The organism is Pseudomonas sp. NFX5, assembly GCF_049132125.1.
Taxonomy (GTDB): domain Bacteria; phylum Pseudomonadota; class Gammaproteobacteria; order Pseudomonadales; family Pseudomonadaceae; genus Aquipseudomonas; species Aquipseudomonas marginalis.
Genome location: NZ_JAFMZG010000006.1, coordinates 47,020 through 63,521, shown reverse-complemented (window position 1 = coordinate 63,521; position 16,502 = coordinate 47,020). Strand labels below are relative to the sequence as shown.

14 protein-coding genes are annotated in these 16,502 nt (G+C 59.8%); 9 read left to right on the top strand and 5 right to left on the bottom strand.

Annotated features, from left to right (window positions below; translation table 11 throughout):
* Positions 1-129 precede the first annotated feature (129 nt).
* Complete coding sequence (locus tag J1N02_RS01735) at positions 130-1,026, top strand: DMT family transporter (RefSeq protein WP_092357614.1); 897 nt, start codon at positions 130-132, stop codon at positions 1,024-1,026.
* Positions 1,027-1,098: 72 nt separating this feature from the next.
* The gene (locus tag J1N02_RS01730) at positions 1,099-1,971 is read left to right on the top strand and encodes a LysR family transcriptional regulator (RefSeq protein ID WP_027606335.1); all 873 of its coding nucleotides are present in this window, start codon (positions 1,099-1,101) and stop codon (positions 1,969-1,971) included.
* Positions 1,972-2,028: 57 nt separating this feature from the next.
* On the opposite strand, the gene J1N02_RS01725 is transcribed toward J1N02_RS01730, so the two are convergent.
* On the bottom strand, positions 2,029-4,254 hold the full coding sequence (locus tag J1N02_RS01725) for an NADP-dependent isocitrate dehydrogenase (protein ID WP_146477137.1): 2,226 nt from the start codon (positions 4,252-4,254) through the stop codon (positions 2,029-2,031).
* A gap of 493 nt (positions 4,255-4,747) precedes the next feature.
* Between J1N02_RS01725 and icd the strand changes: the two genes are divergently transcribed.
* Positions 4,748-6,004, top strand: a complete 1,257-nt coding sequence (gene icd / locus J1N02_RS01720; protein ID WP_027606337.1) for an NADP-dependent isocitrate dehydrogenase — start codon at positions 4,748-4,750, stop codon at positions 6,002-6,004.
* 81 nt (positions 6,005-6,085) lie between these two features.
* On the opposite strand, the gene cspD is transcribed toward icd, so the two are convergent.
* On the bottom strand, positions 6,086-6,364 hold the full coding sequence (gene cspD, locus J1N02_RS01715) for a cold shock domain-containing protein CspD (RefSeq protein WP_043293603.1): 279 nt from the start codon (positions 6,362-6,364) through the stop codon (positions 6,086-6,088).
* Positions 6,365-6,589: 225 nt separating this feature from the next.
* Here cspD and clpS point away from each other — a divergent pair, with 225 nt between their 5' ends.
* Both clpS and clpA read left to right on the top strand, forming a co-directional pair.
* Positions 6,590-6,958 carry an ATP-dependent Clp protease adapter ClpS gene (gene clpS, locus J1N02_RS01710; protein ID WP_010567912.1) on the top strand — a complete coding sequence of 123 codons (369 nt, stop codon included), beginning with the start codon at positions 6,590-6,592 and terminating at the stop codon, positions 6,956-6,958.
* 29 nt (positions 6,959-6,987) lie between these two features.
* The gene (gene clpA, locus J1N02_RS01705; RefSeq protein WP_027606339.1) at positions 6,988-9,258 is read left to right on the top strand and encodes an ATP-dependent Clp protease ATP-binding subunit ClpA; all 2,271 of its coding nucleotides are present in this window, start codon (positions 6,988-6,990) and stop codon (positions 9,256-9,258) included.
* 163 nt (positions 9,259-9,421) lie between these two features.
* Here clpA and infA read toward each other — a convergent pair whose 3' ends face one another.
* The 3 genes from infA to aat form a co-directional block, all read right to left on the bottom strand.
* Positions 9,422-9,640, bottom strand: coding sequence for a translation initiation factor IF-1 (gene infA, locus J1N02_RS01700; RefSeq protein WP_002553999.1), 219 nt, complete (start codon positions 9,638-9,640; stop codon positions 9,422-9,424).
* A 100-nt stretch (positions 9,641-9,740) separates the two neighbouring features.
* The gene (locus tag J1N02_RS01695; protein WP_027606340.1) at positions 9,741-10,448 is read right to left on the bottom strand and encodes an arginyltransferase; all 708 of its coding nucleotides are present in this window, start codon (positions 10,446-10,448) and stop codon (positions 9,741-9,743) included.
* Between the two features lie 55 nt (positions 10,449-10,503).
* Complete coding sequence (aat, locus tag J1N02_RS01690; protein WP_027606341.1) at positions 10,504-11,184, bottom strand: leucyl/phenylalanyl-tRNA--protein transferase; 681 nt, start codon at positions 11,182-11,184, stop codon at positions 10,504-10,506.
* 498 nt (positions 11,185-11,682) lie between these two features.
* Between aat and J1N02_RS01685 the strand changes: the two genes are divergently transcribed.
* From J1N02_RS01685 to crcB, 4 genes are read left to right on the top strand one after another with little or no spacing between them, the layout of a single operon-like run.
* The gene (locus J1N02_RS01685) at positions 11,683-14,091 is read left to right on the top strand and encodes a DNA translocase FtsK (RefSeq protein ID WP_027606342.1); all 2,409 of its coding nucleotides are present in this window, start codon (positions 11,683-11,685) and stop codon (positions 14,089-14,091) included.
* 54 nt (positions 14,092-14,145) lie between these two features.
* The gene (gene lolA, locus J1N02_RS01680) at positions 14,146-14,769 is read left to right on the top strand and encodes an outer membrane lipoprotein chaperone LolA (protein WP_027606343.1); all 624 of its coding nucleotides are present in this window, start codon (positions 14,146-14,148) and stop codon (positions 14,767-14,769) included.
* A gap of 27 nt (positions 14,770-14,796) precedes the next feature.
* Positions 14,797-16,119 carry a replication-associated recombination protein A gene (locus tag J1N02_RS01675; protein WP_027606344.1) on the top strand — a complete coding sequence of 441 codons (1,323 nt, stop codon included), beginning with the start codon at positions 14,797-14,799 and terminating at the stop codon, positions 16,117-16,119.
* Positions 16,119-16,493 carry a fluoride efflux transporter CrcB gene (crcB, locus tag J1N02_RS01670; RefSeq protein WP_027606345.1) on the top strand — a complete coding sequence of 125 codons (375 nt, stop codon included), beginning with the start codon at positions 16,119-16,121 and terminating at the stop codon, positions 16,491-16,493. Before J1N02_RS01675 ends, crcB begins: the two co-directional genes overlap by 1 nt.
* The last annotated feature ends 9 nt before the right edge of the window (positions 16,494-16,502 follow it).

The following is a 16,502-nucleotide window of genomic DNA, read 5'->3' as shown; positions in this document are numbered from 1 at the left end:
GGGGGCAATCCCCCTCCCACAAGGATGATGCATAAGCAATCTGCATGATGCGCCTGACATTTTATGATTTTACCGATTTCAGCGCCTGGCGCAGCTTATCTCTCCAGAACCCTCAGTTTGGAGAGTGTTATGAACCCGATTGCCGATAAAAGCTACGAAGTACGCCTTACATCGCCACTGCCCATTGCCTTCATCCTGCTGTGGAGTTCCGGCTACATCGGCGGTGCGTTCGGTGTGCGTTATGGCGAGCCCTTCACCATGACGTTCTATCGGTTTGCCCTGGCTGCCCTGGTGTTCCTGGGCGTTGCACTCGCCATCAAGGCGCAATGGCCGAAACGACTTGCACCCTACTTCCATGCTGCGACAGTGGGGCTGCTGTTGCAGGCCCTGCAGTTCGGCGGCCTTTACACCGGCATCAGCCACGGCGTTCCCGCAGGGCAGGCGGCATTGATCGTCGGGCTGATGCCGGTGTTCGTGGTGATCGGTGCCTATTTCTGCCTGGGTGAACAATTGAGTTGGCGCGACCTGCCGGGTTCGATCCTCGGCGTTGGCGGCGTGGCCATCGTCGTGGCCAGCAGCTTTTTTGGCTCCGAGGCGTCAGTGGGTGGTTACGGCGCGGTGGGCTTGGCGCTATTGGGTATCACGCTTGGCACGCTCTACCAGAAGCGCTTTCTTGGCGGGGTGAATCTATGGGTGGGGTGTTTCATTCAGATGGTCACCGCGTCGTTGGTCATGTTGCTGCTGGCCTACACCACCGAAACCATGCAGGTCACCGAGTGGGTTCCATTCGCAGCGTCGGTGGCCTGGATCACGCTGATGAACTCCGTGGGTGCGCTGACGCTGCTGTATTTGATGATTCGACGCGGGGAGGCGAGTAAGGCGACGAACTTGTTTCATGTGATTCCGGCGGTCACGCAGATCATGGCGTCGTTGGTGTTGGGTGAGGTGCCGAGTGGGGTGGCGATTGTAGGGTTTGTTGTTTCAGGGGCAGGGGTTTATTGGATGAATCATGTGCGCGCCAAGTAGGTAGTCTTGACAGGTATAGCGGGCGCCTTGCACTAATGGCGGGGAATAATTACTCACTCCCATGGGTGTGGCATGAGAGTCAATCTTGATATTCAGTCGCTGCGCAGTTTCCTCAAGGTCGCAGAGCTGGGCAGTTTCACCCGGGCCGCGCAAGCGTTGAGCCTGACCCAGCCGGCAATCAGCCAGCAAATTCGACGACTTGAGGATTTGCTGGGTGTCGAGCTTTTTGCCCGCGACAATCGGCAGGTGTTGCTCACCCTCGAAGGAGAGCGCTTGACCGGCTATGCCCAGCAAATGGTCAGCGTCAACGACAAAGTGGGGAGCCTGTTTGATGCCAGTCGCACTCAAGAGTCCGTGACGCTGGGTATTCCCGAATATTTCAGCGAGGAAATCCTGCAGCGCATTATTCCTGCTCTGGCGCTTGAATTACCTTCAGTGCGAATTGTGGTCAAGGTCGCGCGCTCCCTGTTGCTCGCAGAGGCGTTCAGTGAGGGACGAATCGATATTGGCCTGATGATTGATGAGTTGCCAAAAGTCGCTGGCGTGCCTTTGCATGCACTTTCGTTGATGTGGCTGGGTGGCGAGTGTGCGGCAGCCCCCATGGAAGGGCAGGAAGTTTCGCTGGCGCTGTTCAAGGCGCCCTGCGTGTTCAGGAGCCTGGCGATTCGGCGTTTGGAGGAGAGTGGCATCAGGTGGCGCTGCGTGTATGAGTCTGAAGACTTGATGTCGCTGCGTTCAGCGGTCCAGGCGGGAGTCGGTGTGACGCTTTTACCCTGGTTTGCCCAAGTGCCGGGCTTGAAAAACGTCGAAGCGCTCGCGCATTTGCCTGCGCTGCCGGGGTTTGGGGTTGAACTCAAGCAGAGGCCGGGCTGGGAACCTTGGTACAAACCGCAGTTCCTGGCGATTATCGAGGCCGCATGGCGCGAGGAATACGGTGTTGCATAAACCCTGAAAACACAAACCCCGGCACGTGGCCGGGGTTTGTGATGCATCCCTACAACCTTACTTCAACTTGGCAATCGCCGCATTGAGGGTGTTGCTTGGGCGCATGGCCTTGCTGGTCAGCTCCGGGTTCGGCGCGTAGTAGCCGCCGATGTCCACTGGCTTGCCCTGTACGGCATTGAGCTCGGCAACGATGGTTGCTTCGTTCGCGGCCAGGGTCTTGGCCAGTTCGCCGAATTGGCCTTGCAGTGCCGTGTCTTCGGTCTGGGCGGCCAGGGCCTGGGCCCAGTACAGCGCCAGGTAGAAGTGGCTGCCGCGGTTGTCGATGTTGCCGACTTTGCGCGATGGCGACTTGTTGTTGTCGAGGAACTGGCCGGTGGCCTGGTCCAGGGTCTTGGACAGTACCAGGGCTTTCGGGTTGTTGTACGTCACACCCAAATGCTCGAGGGAAGCGGCCAGGGCCAGGAACTCGCCCAGGGAGTCCCAACGCAGGAAGTTTTCTTCCAGCAGTTGCTGTACGTGCTTCGGTGCCGAGCCGCCGGCGCCGGTTTCGAACAGGCCACCGCCATTCATCAGCGGTACGATGGACAGCATCTTGGCGCTGGTGCCCAGTTCCATGATCGGGAACAGGTCGGTCAGGTAGTCACGCAGCACGTTGCCGGTCACCGAGATGGTGTCCAGGCCCTTGCGGGTACGTTCCAGGGTGAACTTCATCGCGTCGACCGGTGACATGATGCGGATGTCCAGGCCTTCGGTGTTGTGGTCTTTCAGGTAGGCCTGGACTTTCTCGACCACGACGCCGTCGTGCGCGCGCTGGGGGTCCAGCCAGAAGATGGCCGGGGTGTTGCTGGCGCGGGCACGGTTGACGGCCAGCTTGACCCAATCCTGGATCGGCGCGTCTTGGGTCTGGCACATGCGGAAGATGTCGCCGGCTTCGACTTTCTGTTCCATCAGCAGGTTGCCCTTGCTGTCGGTCACGCGGACGACGCCGTCAGCCTTGACCTGGAAGGTCTTGTCGTGGGAGCCGTACTCTTCGGCTTTTTTCGCCATCAGGCCAACGTTCGGCACGCTGCCCATGGTGGTAGGGTCGAAGGCGCCGTTGGCCTTGCACTCTTCGATCACCGCCTGGTAGATGGTGGCGTAGCAGCGATCCGGGATCACGGCCTTGGTGTCGTGCAGTTGGCCGTCGGTGCCCCACATCTTGCCGGAGTCACGGATCATGGCCGGCATCGAGGCGTCGACGATGACGTCGCTCGGCACGTGCAGGTTGGTAATGCCTTTGTCGGAGTTGACCATCGCCAGGGAAGGACGAGCGGCGTAGACCGCCTGGATGTCAGCTTCGATCTGGGCTTGTTGCTCGGCCGGCAGGGCCTTGATGCGGGCGTACAGGTCGCCGATGCCGTTGTTCAGGTTGAAGCCGATCTGTGCCAGCACGTCTGCGTGCTTGGCCAGGGCGTCTTTATAGAACTCGGCAACGATCTGGCCGAACATGATCGGGTCGGAGACCTTCATCATGGTGGCTTTCAGGTGGACCGACAGCAGCACGCCTTGTTTCTTGGCATCTTCGATTTCAGCGGCGATGAAGCTGCGCAGGGCGTTCTTGCTCAGTACCGCGCTGTCGATGATTTCGCCGGCCTTGACGGTGGTCTTTTCTTTCAGGACGGTGGTGGTGCCGTCCTGGGCGACCAGCTCGATCTTGACCGCGTCAGCGGCTTCGATCTGCACGGCTTTTTCGCTGCCGTAGAAGTCGCCGTTGCTCATGTGGGCAACGTGGGACTTGGAGTCCGCAGCCCAGGCGCCCATCTTGTGCGGGTGCTTGCGAGCGTAGTTCTTGACCGACAGCGGCGCGCGGCGGTCGGAGTTGCCTTCGCGCAGTACCGGGTTCACGGCGCTGCCCTTGACCTTGTCGTAACGTGCACGGGTTTCTTTTTCCGCGTCGGTGGTTACGGTTTCCGGGTAGTCCGGCAGGGCATAGCCCTGGGCCTGCAGTTCCTTGATCGCGGCTTGCAGTTGCGGGGTCGAGGCACTGATGTTAGGCAGCTTGATGATGTTGGCTTCAGGGGTAACGGCCAGGTCGCCCAGTTCGGCGAGGTGGTCCGGTACGGCCTTGGTGCCCAGTTGCTCGGGGAAGCTTGCGAGGATGCGCCCTGCGAGGGAGATGTCGCGGGTTTCCACGGCAATATCAGCGGAAGCGGTGAAGGCCTCTACGATAGGCAGCAGTGAATAGGTGGCGAGGGCTGGGGCTTCGTCGGTGAAGGTGTAGATGATCTTCGAGCGGGTGGGCATATTCGGATTAACTCTCTTCTTTGCTGAAAGCGTGCGCAGAAACTCGAGATGCGCCGGGTGGAGCGCGTTCGTTCAAAGTCATCCATGAGCGAAAGGTCGAGGTTTCTTCGCGGTGATGTTGGGTTGCATCAGTCGAGCGTCAAGCGGGTGGACTATTGTATTAGTCCTGCTTTGTAGCGGAGGGCCCTGTTCCAGAGCGGTCTGCCATCGTGACTCTTTGGTCAGCGGCGGCATTATACATAGGTCGCTATGCTTACGCCGAGCCTTCATACAAAAGGTGTGTCGTCCATTGGTCTAAAGGTCGCAGGTACCGGGTTACGCCTAAAGTCGCACGAAGTGCTCAAGATTGGCGTTTTTCCCTTTGCTTTCAGGCTTGTAGGCGACAATTTATGCTGTTTTCGATGCAAATGAGCATGGCGCGAGGTTTCAGTCGCCATTTATCTGGAGTAGGCTCGAACGCAGCCAGATGTTCAATCCATAGATGGAGTTCAGCATGGGATACAAGAAGATTCAGGTTCCGGCAGTCGGCGACAAAATCACCGTCAATGCAGACCATTCTCTCAATGTTCCTGACCAACCGATCATCCCGTATATCGAAGGTGACGGTATTGGCGTCGACATCAGCCCGGTGATGATCAAGGTGGTCGACGCAGCTGTTGAAAAGGCCTACGGCGGCAAGCGCAAGATCTCGTGGATGGAGGTGTACGCCGGCGAGAAAGCGACCCAAGTCTACGACCAGGACACCTGGCTGCCCCAGGAAACCCTGGATGCGGTCAAGGATTACGTGGTGTCCATCAAGGGCCCGCTGACCACTCCGGTAGGGGGTGGCATTCGTTCGCTGAACGTGGCCCTGCGCCAGCAACTCGACCTCTACGTCTGCCTGCGCCCGGTGCGCTGGTTCGAAGGTGTGCCCAGCCCGGTCAAGAAACCAGGCGACGTGGACATGACCATCTTCCGCGAAAACTCCGAAGACATTTACGCCGGGATCGAGTGGAAGGCCGGCTCGCCGGAAGCGACCAAGGTCATCAAGTTCCTCAAGGAGGAAATGGGCGTCACCAAGATTCGTTTCGACCAGGATTGCGGCATTGGGATCAAGCCGGTATCGCTGGAAGGCACCAAGCGCCTGGCGCGCAAGGCCCTGCAATATGTAGTGGATAACGACCGCGACTCGCTGACCATCGTGCACAAAGGCAACATCATGAAGTTCACCGAAGGGGCCTTCAAGGAATGGGCCTACGAAGTGGCGGCTGAAGAATTCGGTGCGACCCTGCTGGATGGCGGCCCGTGGATGCAGTTCAAGAACCCGAAGACCGGCAAGAATGTAGTGGTCAAGGATGCCATCGCCGATGCCATGCTCCAGCAGATCCTGTTGCGTCCGGCCGAGTATGACGTGATCGCGACCCTCAACCTGAACGGCGACTACCTGTCCGACGCCCTGGCGGCGGAGGTGGGTGGCATCGGGATTGCGCCGGGTGCCAACCTGTCCGACACCGTGGCCATGTTCGAGGCCACCCACGGCACTGCGCCCAAGTATGCGGGCAAGGACCAGGTCAACCCGGGCTCATTGATCCTGTCGGCGGAAATGATGCTGCGTCATATGGGTTGGACCGAGGCAGCAGACCTGATCATCAAGGGCACCAATGGTGCTATTTCGGCCAAGACCGTGACCTATGACTTCGAGCGCCTGATGGATGGCGCGAAGCTGGTGTCGTCGTCGGGCTTTGGGGATGCGTTGATTTCGCATATGTAAAAGCCTGGTACAAAAAAACCGGCCAACCCAAGTCGATCGGGCGGCCGGTTTTTTATCGCATGTCACTCGCTTCGCGGGGTGTCAGGCCGTTTGTTTCTTTTCGTTATGAGCGGTTGATGGCGTGTTTTTTTCATGTGTTTCGGCTTTCACTGCACCGATATTCACGGCGTGCAGCCCTTTCGGTCCTTGAATGATTTCAAAGCTCACAGCTTGGCCCGCCTTCAGCGTTTTGTACCCATCCATGTTAATCGCTGAGTAGTGCGCAAAAAGGTCCTCGGTTTTACCGTCTTCATTAACAAAGCCATATCCCTTGGCATTGTTGAACCACTTGACCTTGCCACTGATCTTGACGCCAGACATACCCATATCCCTCTGCACCAGACTCCATCACTGGAGTATCATCCAGTTTATCCGTCCTAACCCGAATAAATAAGGTTGACTGCGCGGACCTTTTTTACCCACTGTGGGTTCTATTGGTTGTAACACCGATTTGCCGATAGTCAAGGCGACCGGGTGGTCAGGAGTTGAAATTCTGACAGGTCGCCCCCACCACTGTATTTGAACCACTGACGAACCTTTCTTTCCATGCATGCAATCAGCCAGATTCGACTAACATTCAATCAGGATCGACCGGATCACGAACACGATGACGACGGTTCTGCAGGCATTGCTGTTCAGGAGGCCAAGCCTGCTTTACAGGCGCCGCCGATGTACAAGGTGGTTTTGTTCAACGATGACTACACACCGATGGATTTCGTGGTCGAAGTGCTCGAGGTGTTTTTTAACCTGAACCGCGAGTTGGCGACCAAGGTAATGCTGGCCGTTCACACAGAAGGACGGGCAGTATGTGGAGTGTTTACCCGTGACATCGCCGAGACAAAGGCCATGCAGGTCAACCAGTACGCCAGGGAAAGCCAGCATCCGCTACTCTGTGAAATCGAGAAGGACGGTTAACGCCGACCACTTGGGTATGAGGTGAAGCTATGTTAAACCGCGAGCTCGAAGTCACCCTCAATCTTGCCTTCAAGGAGGCTCGTTCGAAGCGTCATGAATTCATGACCGTCGAACACCTGCTGCTGGCACTTTTGGATAACGAAGCTGCCGCCACGGTTCTGCGTGCGTGCGGCGCCAATCTCGACAAGCTCAAGCATGACCTGCAGGAGTTTATCGACTCCACCACGCCACTGATCCCCGTGCATGACGAGGACCGCGAGACCCAGCCAACCCTGGGCTTCCAGCGGGTATTGCAGCGTGCTGTTTTCCACGTACAGAGCTCCGGTAAGCGTGAAGTCACAGGCGCCAATGTGCTTGTGGCGATCTTCAGCGAACAGGAAAGCCAGGCAGTGTTCCTGCTCAAGCAGCAGAGCGTTGCCCGTATCGATGTCGTCAACTACATCGCCCACGGTATCTCCAAGGTGCCTGGGCACGGCGATCATTCCGAGGGTGAGCAGGATATGCAGGACGACGAGGGCGGTGAGTCTTCTTCTTCAAGCAACCCGCTGGATGCCTATGCCAGCAACCTCAACGAGCTGGCGCGCCAGGGGCGGATCGATCCGCTGGTGGGGCGTGAGCTTGAGGTTGAGCGCGTAGCGCAGATCCTGGCGCGCCGTCGCAAGAACAACCCGTTGCTGGTGGGTGAGGCGGGCGTGGGCAAGACCGCGATTGCCGAAGGCCTGGCCAAGCGCATCGTCGACAACCAGGTGCCGGACCTGCTGGCCAACAGTGTCGTCTACTCCCTTGACCTGGGCGCGTTGCTCGCCGGGACCAAGTACCGTGGCGATTTCGAGAAGCGCTTCAAGGCTCTGCTCGGCGAGCTGAAAAAACGCCCGCAGGCGATCCTGTTCATCGACGAGATCCACACCATCATTGGTGCGGGTGCGGCATCCGGTGGGGTGATGGATGCTTCCAACCTGCTCAAGCCGTTGTTGTCGTCGGGTGATATCCGCTGCATCGGTTCGACCACCTTTCAGGAATTCCGCGGCATCTTCGAGAAAGACCGTGCCCTGGCGCGTCGCTTCCAGAAAGTCGACGTGTCCGAGCCGTCGGTCGAAGACACCATCGGCATCCTGCGCGGGCTCAAGGGGCGGTTTGAAGCGCACCACGGCATCGAGTACACCGATGAGGCGTTGCGTGCGGCCGCTGAGCTGGCGTCGCGCTACATCAATGACCGGCATATGCCGGACAAGGCCATCGATGTGATCGACGAGGCCGGGGCCTACCAACGCCTGCAGCCGGTCGAGAAGCGTGTTAAGCGCATCGACGTGCCTCAGGTCGAGGACATTGTCGCGAAGATCGCGCGGATTCCACCAAAACACGTCAACAGTTCTGACAAGGAGCTGCTGCGTAACCTGGAGCGCGACCTCAAGCTCACCGTGTTCGGCCAGGACGCAGCGATCGACGCGCTGTCCACTGCGATCAAGCTGTCGCGTGCGGGCCTCAAGTCGCCGGACAAGCCTGTCGGTTCGTTCCTGTTCGCCGGTCCTACCGGTGTCGGCAAGACCGAGGCGGCGCGGCAATTGGCCAAGGCCATGGGGATCGAGCTGGTGCGCTTCGACATGTCCGAATACATGGAGCGTCACACCGTGTCGCGCCTGATCGGTGCGCCTCCGGGCTATGTCGGTTTCGACCAGGGCGGTCTGTTGACCGAAGCGATTACCAAGCAGCCCCATTGCGTACTGCTGCTCGATGAAATCGAGAAGGCCCACCCGGAAGTCTTCAACCTGCTGCTGCAGGTAATGGACCACGGGACCCTGACCGACAACAACGGGCGCAAGGCGGACTTCCGCAATGTCATCCTGATCATGACCACCAACGCCGGTGCCGAGACGGCCGCGCGGGCTTCGATCGGCTTTACCCACCAGGATCACTCGTCCGATGCGATGGAAGTGATCAAGAAGAGCTTCACGCCGGAGTTCCGCAACCGCCTGGACACCATTATCCAGTTTGGTCGCCTCAGCCATGAGGTCATCAAGAGTGTGGTGGACAAGTTCCTTACCGAGCTTCAGGCGCAGTTGGAAGACAAGCGCGTGCAACTGGATGTCACGGAAGCGGCGCGCAGCTGGATCGCCGAAGGTGGCTACGACGCGGCAATGGGCGCTCGCCCGATGGCGCGCCTGATCCAGGACAAGATCAAGCGGCCGCTGGCCGAAGAGATCCTGTTTGGCGAGCTTTCCGACCATGGTGGCGTGGTGCATATCGACCTGAAGGATGGCGAGCTGACCTTCGAGTTCGAAACCACGGCTGAAATGGCCTGATCGTTCTGTAACAACGCAAAAGGCGCCGAAAGGCGCCTTTTTGCTGTCTTGAAATGCAATTCTCAGAATGGGGCTTGCCCCCTCCCGCAGGATCCCTCGGTGTTTGAGAAATCCCATGCACACAAAAACGCCCGGCATAACCGGGCGTCTTGTATTGACTTGCTTAGCGAGCGCGGTAAGTGATACGCCCTTTGCTCAAGTCATAGGGCGTCAGCTCGACGCGCACTTTGTCACCGGTAAGAATACGAATGTAGTTCTTGCGCATCTTGCCGGAGATATGCGCGGTTACGACGTGCCCATTTTCCAACTCCACACGAAACATGGTGTTGGGCAGGGTGTCGACGACAGTGCCTTCCATTTCGAAGCTGTCTTCTTTCGACATGCAGTAAAGCCCTCGGTATCCAGTGAATGGCCCGGTGCAACTGCGCCAGGCAAAAGCGGCGTGCATTGTGCCCGAAAAAGGGTGTTTAAGCCAAGGGGTTCTAGTTAAGCGTGACCCATCTTTGATTAATCAGCAGTTCTATGGGGCGATATTGGGTCTTGTAATTCATCTTTTTGCAGTTCTTGATCCAGTATCCGAGGTACACCGCCTCGAGTTCCAGGCGCAGTGCTTCACCGATTTGCCAGAGAATCGCGAAACGCCCGAGGCTGCGTCGCTCTTCGGCCGGCTCGTAGAAGGTGTAGACCGCTGACAGGCCGTTAGGCAGCAAATCGGTCACGGCGACGGCCACCAGGCGGCCGTCCGCGCGAAATTCGTAAAAGCGCGAGAACGGCAGGTCGCGCACCAGGAAGGTGGAAAACTGGTCTCGGCTCGGTGGGAACATATCGCCGTCGGCGTGGCGCTGCTCGATATAGCGCTGGTACAGGTCGAAATACTCTTCGGTGAATCGCGGCTTGGCAGCTGCCACCGTCAGGTCGGCATTGCGCTTGAGGATGCGCTTCTGATTGCGGTCCGGCAGAAACTGCGCCACGGGGATGCGTGCCGGCACGCAGGCATTGCAGTTCTGGCAGTGGGGCCGGTACAGATGATCGCCGCTGCGTCGAAAACCCATTTCCGAGAGATCGGCATACACGTGCACATCCATTGGCTGGCTGGGGTCGAGGAACAGCGTGGTGGCCTGCTCGTCGGGCAGATAGCTGCAAGAGTGGGGTTGAGTGGCATAAAACTTCAAACGCGCCAACTCGGTCATGATCAACCCTCGGATAAGCTTTGAAATAAGTGTAAGCCAGGTGTGCGGATGTCGCCTAAGAAACCCATGGCCCTGCGTTGGGTTGGTCCAGATGGTTGCGCAGGAAACCTGCAAAGTCGCTGCGGGATATGGCGCGGGCACCCAGGCTGTGCAGGTGGTCGTTGGGCATCTGGCAGTCGATCAGTACAAAGCCCCAGGCCTGCAATTGCCGGGTCAATGTGGCAAAGCCGAATTTCGAGGCGTTGTCGGCACGGCTGAACATCGACTCGCCGAAGAACAGCTGGCCCATCGCCAGGCCATACAGGCCGCCTACCAGCTCGCCGTTGTCCCATACCTCCACCGAATGGGCGTAACCGCGCTGGTGCAGCGTCAGGTAGGCGCTCTGTATGCCTTCGGTGATCCAGGTGCCATCGGCATACGCACGCGGCGCGGCGCACGCCTGGATGACGGCGGCAAAGTCCTGGTCGAAGGTCACGGTATAGCGCTGCTGGCGCAATAGTTTGCCCAGGCTGCGGGAGACATGCAGCTCGTCGGGGAATATCACGGTGCGCGGGTCCGGCGACCACCAGAGGATCGGCTGGCCCTCCGAGAACCAGGGAAAGCAACCGTGGCGGTAGGCTTGCACCAGTCGCTCGGCCGACAGGTCGCCGCCGGCGGCGAGCAGGCCATTGGGTTCGCGCATGGCCTTGGCCAGCGGGGGGAATGTCAGTGAGTCGCGTTGTAACCAGGTCAGCATGGCATCCAGGCTTGCGGAAGGGGAGGGGAGTGGCAGGCGGATCGCGTGCCCCAAGGGGTGTGATTATTGTCGACGCAGCGCTGTGGGGCCAGCCCGAATCGGCTGTTGGCGTGCATAAGCGTGAGCGGGTGTTTCTGCAACTCTCTGCGTGAGACGTGGTCGTAATCGGGTCTGGCCCATGCAGGCCATTTGCCAAGCTTGCCTGGATTGGTAAAAACAGCTCATAAGCCTTTGTCAGCAAAGACAATGCATGCTCAAATTGAACATGTTGTGACACACAATTGGCTATGCTGCCTGAAGAAAGCCAAGTGGCGTGGCAACCGCAACACAAACCCGTACAATGCGGCCATTGTGGCGTTATCGCCATTTCATCCAGCAATCGCCCAGTGTTAAAAGTAGATTCCACGACGTTCGTTCATTTTTCAACTGCTCGGATTGGGCAGTATTTGCACTTATTCAACAGATGGACGCGCTAACAGGCGCAGGAAAAGACCCGTTTTGAAGAAATCCGCCGCAACACCTAAAGCAGCCGTCGTGCCGGCCTGGCGCCAGCACCTGCACTATCGACTCAAGGAAGGCGCGCTGATCGCTATCGGCGCGCTGTGCCTGTTCTTGATGATGGCCTTGCTCACCTATGGCAAGGACGATCCGGGCTGGAGCCACAACAGCAAGATCGAAGACGTGCAGAACTTCGGTGGGCCTGCCGGCTCCTACAGCGCCGACATCCTGTTCATGGTGCTGGGTTACTTCGCCTATATCTTCCCGTTGTTGCTGGCGATCAAGACCTGGCAGATCTTCCGCCAGCGTCATGAGCCGTGGCAGTGGAGCGGCTGGCTGTTTTCGTGGCGCCTGATCGGCCTGGTATTCCTGGTGCTGTCCGGTGCCGCGCTGGCGCATATTCATTTTCACGCACCCACCGGCCTGCCGGCGGGTGCGGGTGGGGCGCTGGGCGAGAGCCTCGGCGACCTGGCGCGCAAGACCCTGAATATCCAGGGCAGCACCCTGATGTTTATCGCGCTGTTCCTGTTTGGCCTCACCGTGTTCACCGACCTGTCGTGGTTCAAGGTGATGGACGTGACGGGCAAGATCACCCTCGACCTGCTGGAGCTGTTCCAGGGCGCTGCCAACCGCTGGTGGGCCGCCCGGGTCGAACGCAAGCGCATGGTGGCCCAGTTGCGCGAGGTGGATACCCGCGTCAACGAAGTGGTGGCCCCAAGCACACCGGACCGCCGTGAGCAGGCCAAGGTCAAGGAACGCCTGATCGAACGCGAGCAGGCCCTGAGCAAGCACATGTCGGACCGCGAGAAGCAGGTACCGCCGGTGATCGCCCCGGCGCCGCCCAAGCCGGCCGAGCCGAGCCACCGCGTGCAGAAAGAGAAACAGGCGCCGTTGTTTGTCGACAGCGCCGTGGAAGGCACCTTGCCGCCGATCTCGATCCTCGATCCGGCCGAAAAGAAACAGCTCAACTATTCCCCTGAGTCCCTGGCGGCCGTCGGCCATCTGCTGGAAATCAAGCTCAAGGAGTTCGGCGTCGAGGTGTCGGTGGACTCGATCCATCCCGGCCCGGTGATTACCCGTTACGAAATCCAGCCGGCTGCCGGCGTCAAGGTCAGCCGCATTTCCAACCTGGCCAAGGACCTGGCGCGCTCCCTGGCCGTGACCAGCGTGCGCGTGGTGGAAGTGATCCCGGGCAAGACCACCGTGGGTATCGAGATTCCCAACGAGGACCGCCAGATCGTGCGTTTCTCCGAAGTGCTGTCGACGCCCGAATACGACAACTTCAAGTCGCCGGTCACCCTGGCCCTGGGCCACGACATCGGCGGCAAGCCGGTGATCACCGATCTCGCCAAAATGCCTCACCTGCTGGTGGCCGGTACCACCGGTTCGGGTAAATCGGTGGGCGTGAACGCGATGATCCTGTCGATCCTGTTCAAGTCCGGCCCGGAAGACGCCAAGCTGATCATGATCGACCCGAAGATGCTCGAACTGTCGATCTACGAAGGCATTCCGCACCTGCTCTGCCCGGTGGTCACCGACATGAAGGACGCCGCCAACGCCCTGCGCTGGAGCGTGGCCGAGATGGAGCGCCGCTACAAACTGATGGCGAAGATGGGCGTACGTAACCTGTCGGGCTTCAACGCCAAGGTCAAGGAAGCCCAGGACGCCGGCACGCCGCTGACCGACCCGCTGTACAAGCGCGAAAGTATCCACGACGAGGCTCCGCTGCTGGGCAAGCTGCCGACCATCGTGGTGGTGGTCGACGAGTTCGCCGACATGATGATGATCGTCGGCAAGAAGGTCGAAGAACTGATCGCCCGTATCGCCCAGAAGGCGCGGGCGGCGGGTATTCACTTGATCCTTGCCACCCAGCGTCCGTCGGTGGACGTGATCACCGGCCTGATCAAGGCCAACATCCCGACCCGCATGGCGTTCCAGGTGTCGAGCAAGATCGACTCACGGACCATCATCGACCAGGGCGGTGCCGAGCAACTGCTGGGCCACGGCGACATGCTCTATATGCCGCCCGGCACCAGCCTGCCGATCCGGGTCCACGGCGCCTTCGTCTCCGACGATGAAGTGCACCGCGTGGTGGAAGCCTGGAAGCTGCGTGGCGCACCCGAATACAACGACGACATCCTTGCCGGTGTCGAAGAGGCCGGCAGCGGCTTCGACGGCGGCAGCAGCGGTGGCGACGACGATGCCGAAACCGACGCGCTGTATGACGAAGCCGTGGCCTTCGTGCTGGAAAGCCGCCGCGCCTCGATTTCTGCGGTGCAGCGCAAGCTGAAGATCGGCTATAACCGCGCTGCGCGCATGATCGAAGCCATGGAAAACGCTGGCGTCGTCACTGCCATGAACACCAACGGCTCGCGCGAAGTCATCGCCCCCGGGCAGATGCGCGACTGATTCCGTGCCGCGTGGCAGCACGCGGCGCGCCCTTACGACTCAATGAGGACTCCCATGCGTCTTATCCGCATGCTGTTGTTGCCGGTACTGGCCCTGACCGCTGTTTCGGCCCACGCTGACCCGGCCTCCGTCGCCAGCCTGAAAAACCTGTTGGACAAATCCCAGACCCTGACTGCGCGCTTCTCCCAGCTCACCCTGGATGCCGGTGGCACCCAGTTGCAGGAAACCGCCGGCGAGATGGCCGTGCAGCGCCCAGGGCTGTTCTACTGGCACACCGAAGGCAAGGCCGAGCAGACCATTGTCTCGGACGGCCAGAAAGTCACCCTGTGGGACCCGGACCTGGAGCAGGCCACCATCAAGAAGCTCGACCCGCGCCTGAACCAGACGCCGGCGCTGCTGCTCTCGGGCGACGTGTCGAAAATCAACGACAGCTTCGACATCACCTCCAAGCAGACCAGCAACGTGATCGAGTTCACCCTCAAGCCGAAATCCAAGGACACGCTGTTTGACACGCTGTCCCTGTCGTTCGGCAACGGCGTGATCAACAACATGCGCCTGGTCGACAGCGTCGGCCAGCGCACCGATATCCTGTTCTCCGGGGTCAAGGCCAACCAGCCGGTACCGGCGTCCAAGTTCAAGTTCGACATCCCCAAGGGTGCCGACGTGATCCAGGAATAAACTGCCCAGAGGTTTCAAACGCTGCCCATGGATCTGTTTCGAAGTGACCCGATTGCCCAGCCTTTGGCCGCGCGCCTGCGCTCGACCAACCTGGATGAGTACGTCGGTCAGGAACACCTGCTCGCTCGCGGCAAGCCGTTGCGCGAAGCCCTGGAGCAGGGTGCGCTGCACTCGATGATTTTCTGGGGGCCGCCGGGCGTGGGTAAGACCACCCTGGCGCGGCTGCTGGCAAAAGTCTCGGATGCACACTTCGAAACGGTCTCGGCCGTGCTGGCCGGGGTCAAGGAGATCCGCCAGGCTGTCGAGGTGGCCAAGCAGCAGGCCGGGCAGTACGGCAAGCGCACCATCCTGTTTGTCGACGAAGTGCATCGCTTCAACAAGTCTCAGCAGGATGCGTTTTTGCCCTACGTCGAGGATGGCACGCTGATTTTTATCGGTGCCACCACCGAAAACCCTTCGTTTGAATTGAACAATGCGTTGCTCTCGCGGGCGCGGGTCTATGTGCTCAAGAGCCTCGACGAAGCCGCGATGCAGAAGCTGTTGCACCGTGCCTTGAGCGAAGACAAGGGCCTGGGCAAGCGTCAGCTGAGCCTCAGCGACGAAGGCTTCAAGATCCTGCTCAGCGCTGCCGACGGCGACGGTCGCCGCTTTCTCAACCTGCTGGAGAACGCCTCCGACCTCGCCGAAGACGGCAGCGAGATTGGCGTCGACCTGTTGCAAAGCCTGCTCGGCGATACGCGTCGACGTTTCGACAAGGGCGGCGAAGCTTTCTACGACCAGATTTCGGCGCTGCACAAATCCGTGCGCGGCTCCAACCCGGACGGCGCGCTGTATTGGTTTGCGCGCATGATCGACGGCGGCTGCGACCCACTGTACCTGGCCCGCCGCGTGGTGCGCATGGCCAGTGAAGACATCGGCAACGCCGACCCGCGTGCCTTGAGCCTATGCCTGGCGGCCTGGGAAGTGCAGGAGCGCCTCGGCAGCCCGGAAGGCGAGCTGGCGGTGGCCCAGGCCATCACGTACCTGGCCTGCGCACCGAAAAGCAACGCGGTGTACATGGGCTTCAAGTCCGCCCTGCGTGCGGCCGCCGAACACGGCTCCCTCGAAGTGCCGCTGCACCTGCGCAATGCGCCGACCAAGTTGATGAAACAACTGGGCTACGGTGATGAATACCGCTATGCCCATGATGAGCCGGACGCCTATGCCGCCGGCGAAGACTATTTCCCCGATGAGCTTGAGCCGCAGCCGTTCTACCAGCCGGTGCCCCGCGGCCTGGAGCTGAAGATCGGTGAAAAGCTCAATCACCTCGCCCAACTCGACCGCCTCAGCCCCAAACAGCGGAGAAAGTAGTGTTCAAGACGATTCTTGCCGTGTCCGCAGCCGGCATCGCTGGTACATTATTGCGTTTCGCCACCGGTACTTGGGTGAGCGCCAATTGGCCGAAGCATTTTTATGCGGCGACCCTGGCGGTCAACCTGGTGGGTTGCCTGATCATCGGGTTGTTGTACGGCTGGTTCCTGTTGCGCCCGGAAGTACCGATTGAAATTCGCGCCGGCTTGATTGTCGGCTTTGTAGGCGGTCTGACGACCTTTTCATCCTTTTCACTGGATACGCTGCGCCTGCTGGAAAGCGGGCAGGCCCTGGTCGCCTTCGGGTACCTGGGCATCAGCGTGTTCGGCGGGCTGCTCGCCACCTGGGCCGGCCTGTCCTTGACCAAACTTTGATAAACGAGA

Bases quoted from the DNA above. Each gene is read 5' to 3' on its own strand.
- J1N02_RS01735 (WP_092357614.1), top strand. From the start codon at position 130: ATGAACCCGATTGCCGATAAAAGCTACGAAGTACGCCTTACATCGCCA.
- J1N02_RS01730 (WP_027606335.1), top strand. From the start codon at position 1,099: ATGAGAGTCAATCTTGATATTCAGTCGCTGCGCAGTTTCCTCAAGGTC.
- J1N02_RS01725 (WP_146477137.1), bottom strand. From the start codon at position 4,254: ATGCCCACCCGCTCGAAGATCATCTACACCTTCACCGACGAAGCCCCA.
- icd (WP_027606337.1), top strand. From the start codon at position 4,748: ATGGGATACAAGAAGATTCAGGTTCCGGCAGTCGGCGACAAAATCACC.
- cspD (WP_043293603.1), bottom strand. From the start codon at position 6,364: ATGTCTGGCGTCAAGATCAGTGGCAAGGTCAAGTGGTTCAACAATGCC.
- clpS (WP_010567912.1), top strand. From the start codon at position 6,590: ATGCATGCAATCAGCCAGATTCGACTAACATTCAATCAGGATCGACCG.
- clpA (WP_027606339.1), top strand. From the start codon at position 6,988: ATGTTAAACCGCGAGCTCGAAGTCACCCTCAATCTTGCCTTCAAGGAG.
- infA (WP_002553999.1), bottom strand. From the start codon at position 9,640: ATGTCGAAAGAAGACAGCTTCGAAATGGAAGGCACTGTCGTCGACACC.
- J1N02_RS01695 (WP_027606340.1), bottom strand. From the start codon at position 10,448: ATGACCGAGTTGGCGCGTTTGAAGTTTTATGCCACTCAACCCCACTCT.
- aat (WP_027606341.1), bottom strand. From the start codon at position 11,184: ATGCTGACCTGGTTACAACGCGACTCACTGACATTCCCCCCGCTGGCC.
- lolA (WP_027606343.1), top strand. From the start codon at position 14,146: ATGCGTCTTATCCGCATGCTGTTGTTGCCGGTACTGGCCCTGACCGCT.
- J1N02_RS01675 (WP_027606344.1), top strand. From the start codon at position 14,797: ATGGATCTGTTTCGAAGTGACCCGATTGCCCAGCCTTTGGCCGCGCGC.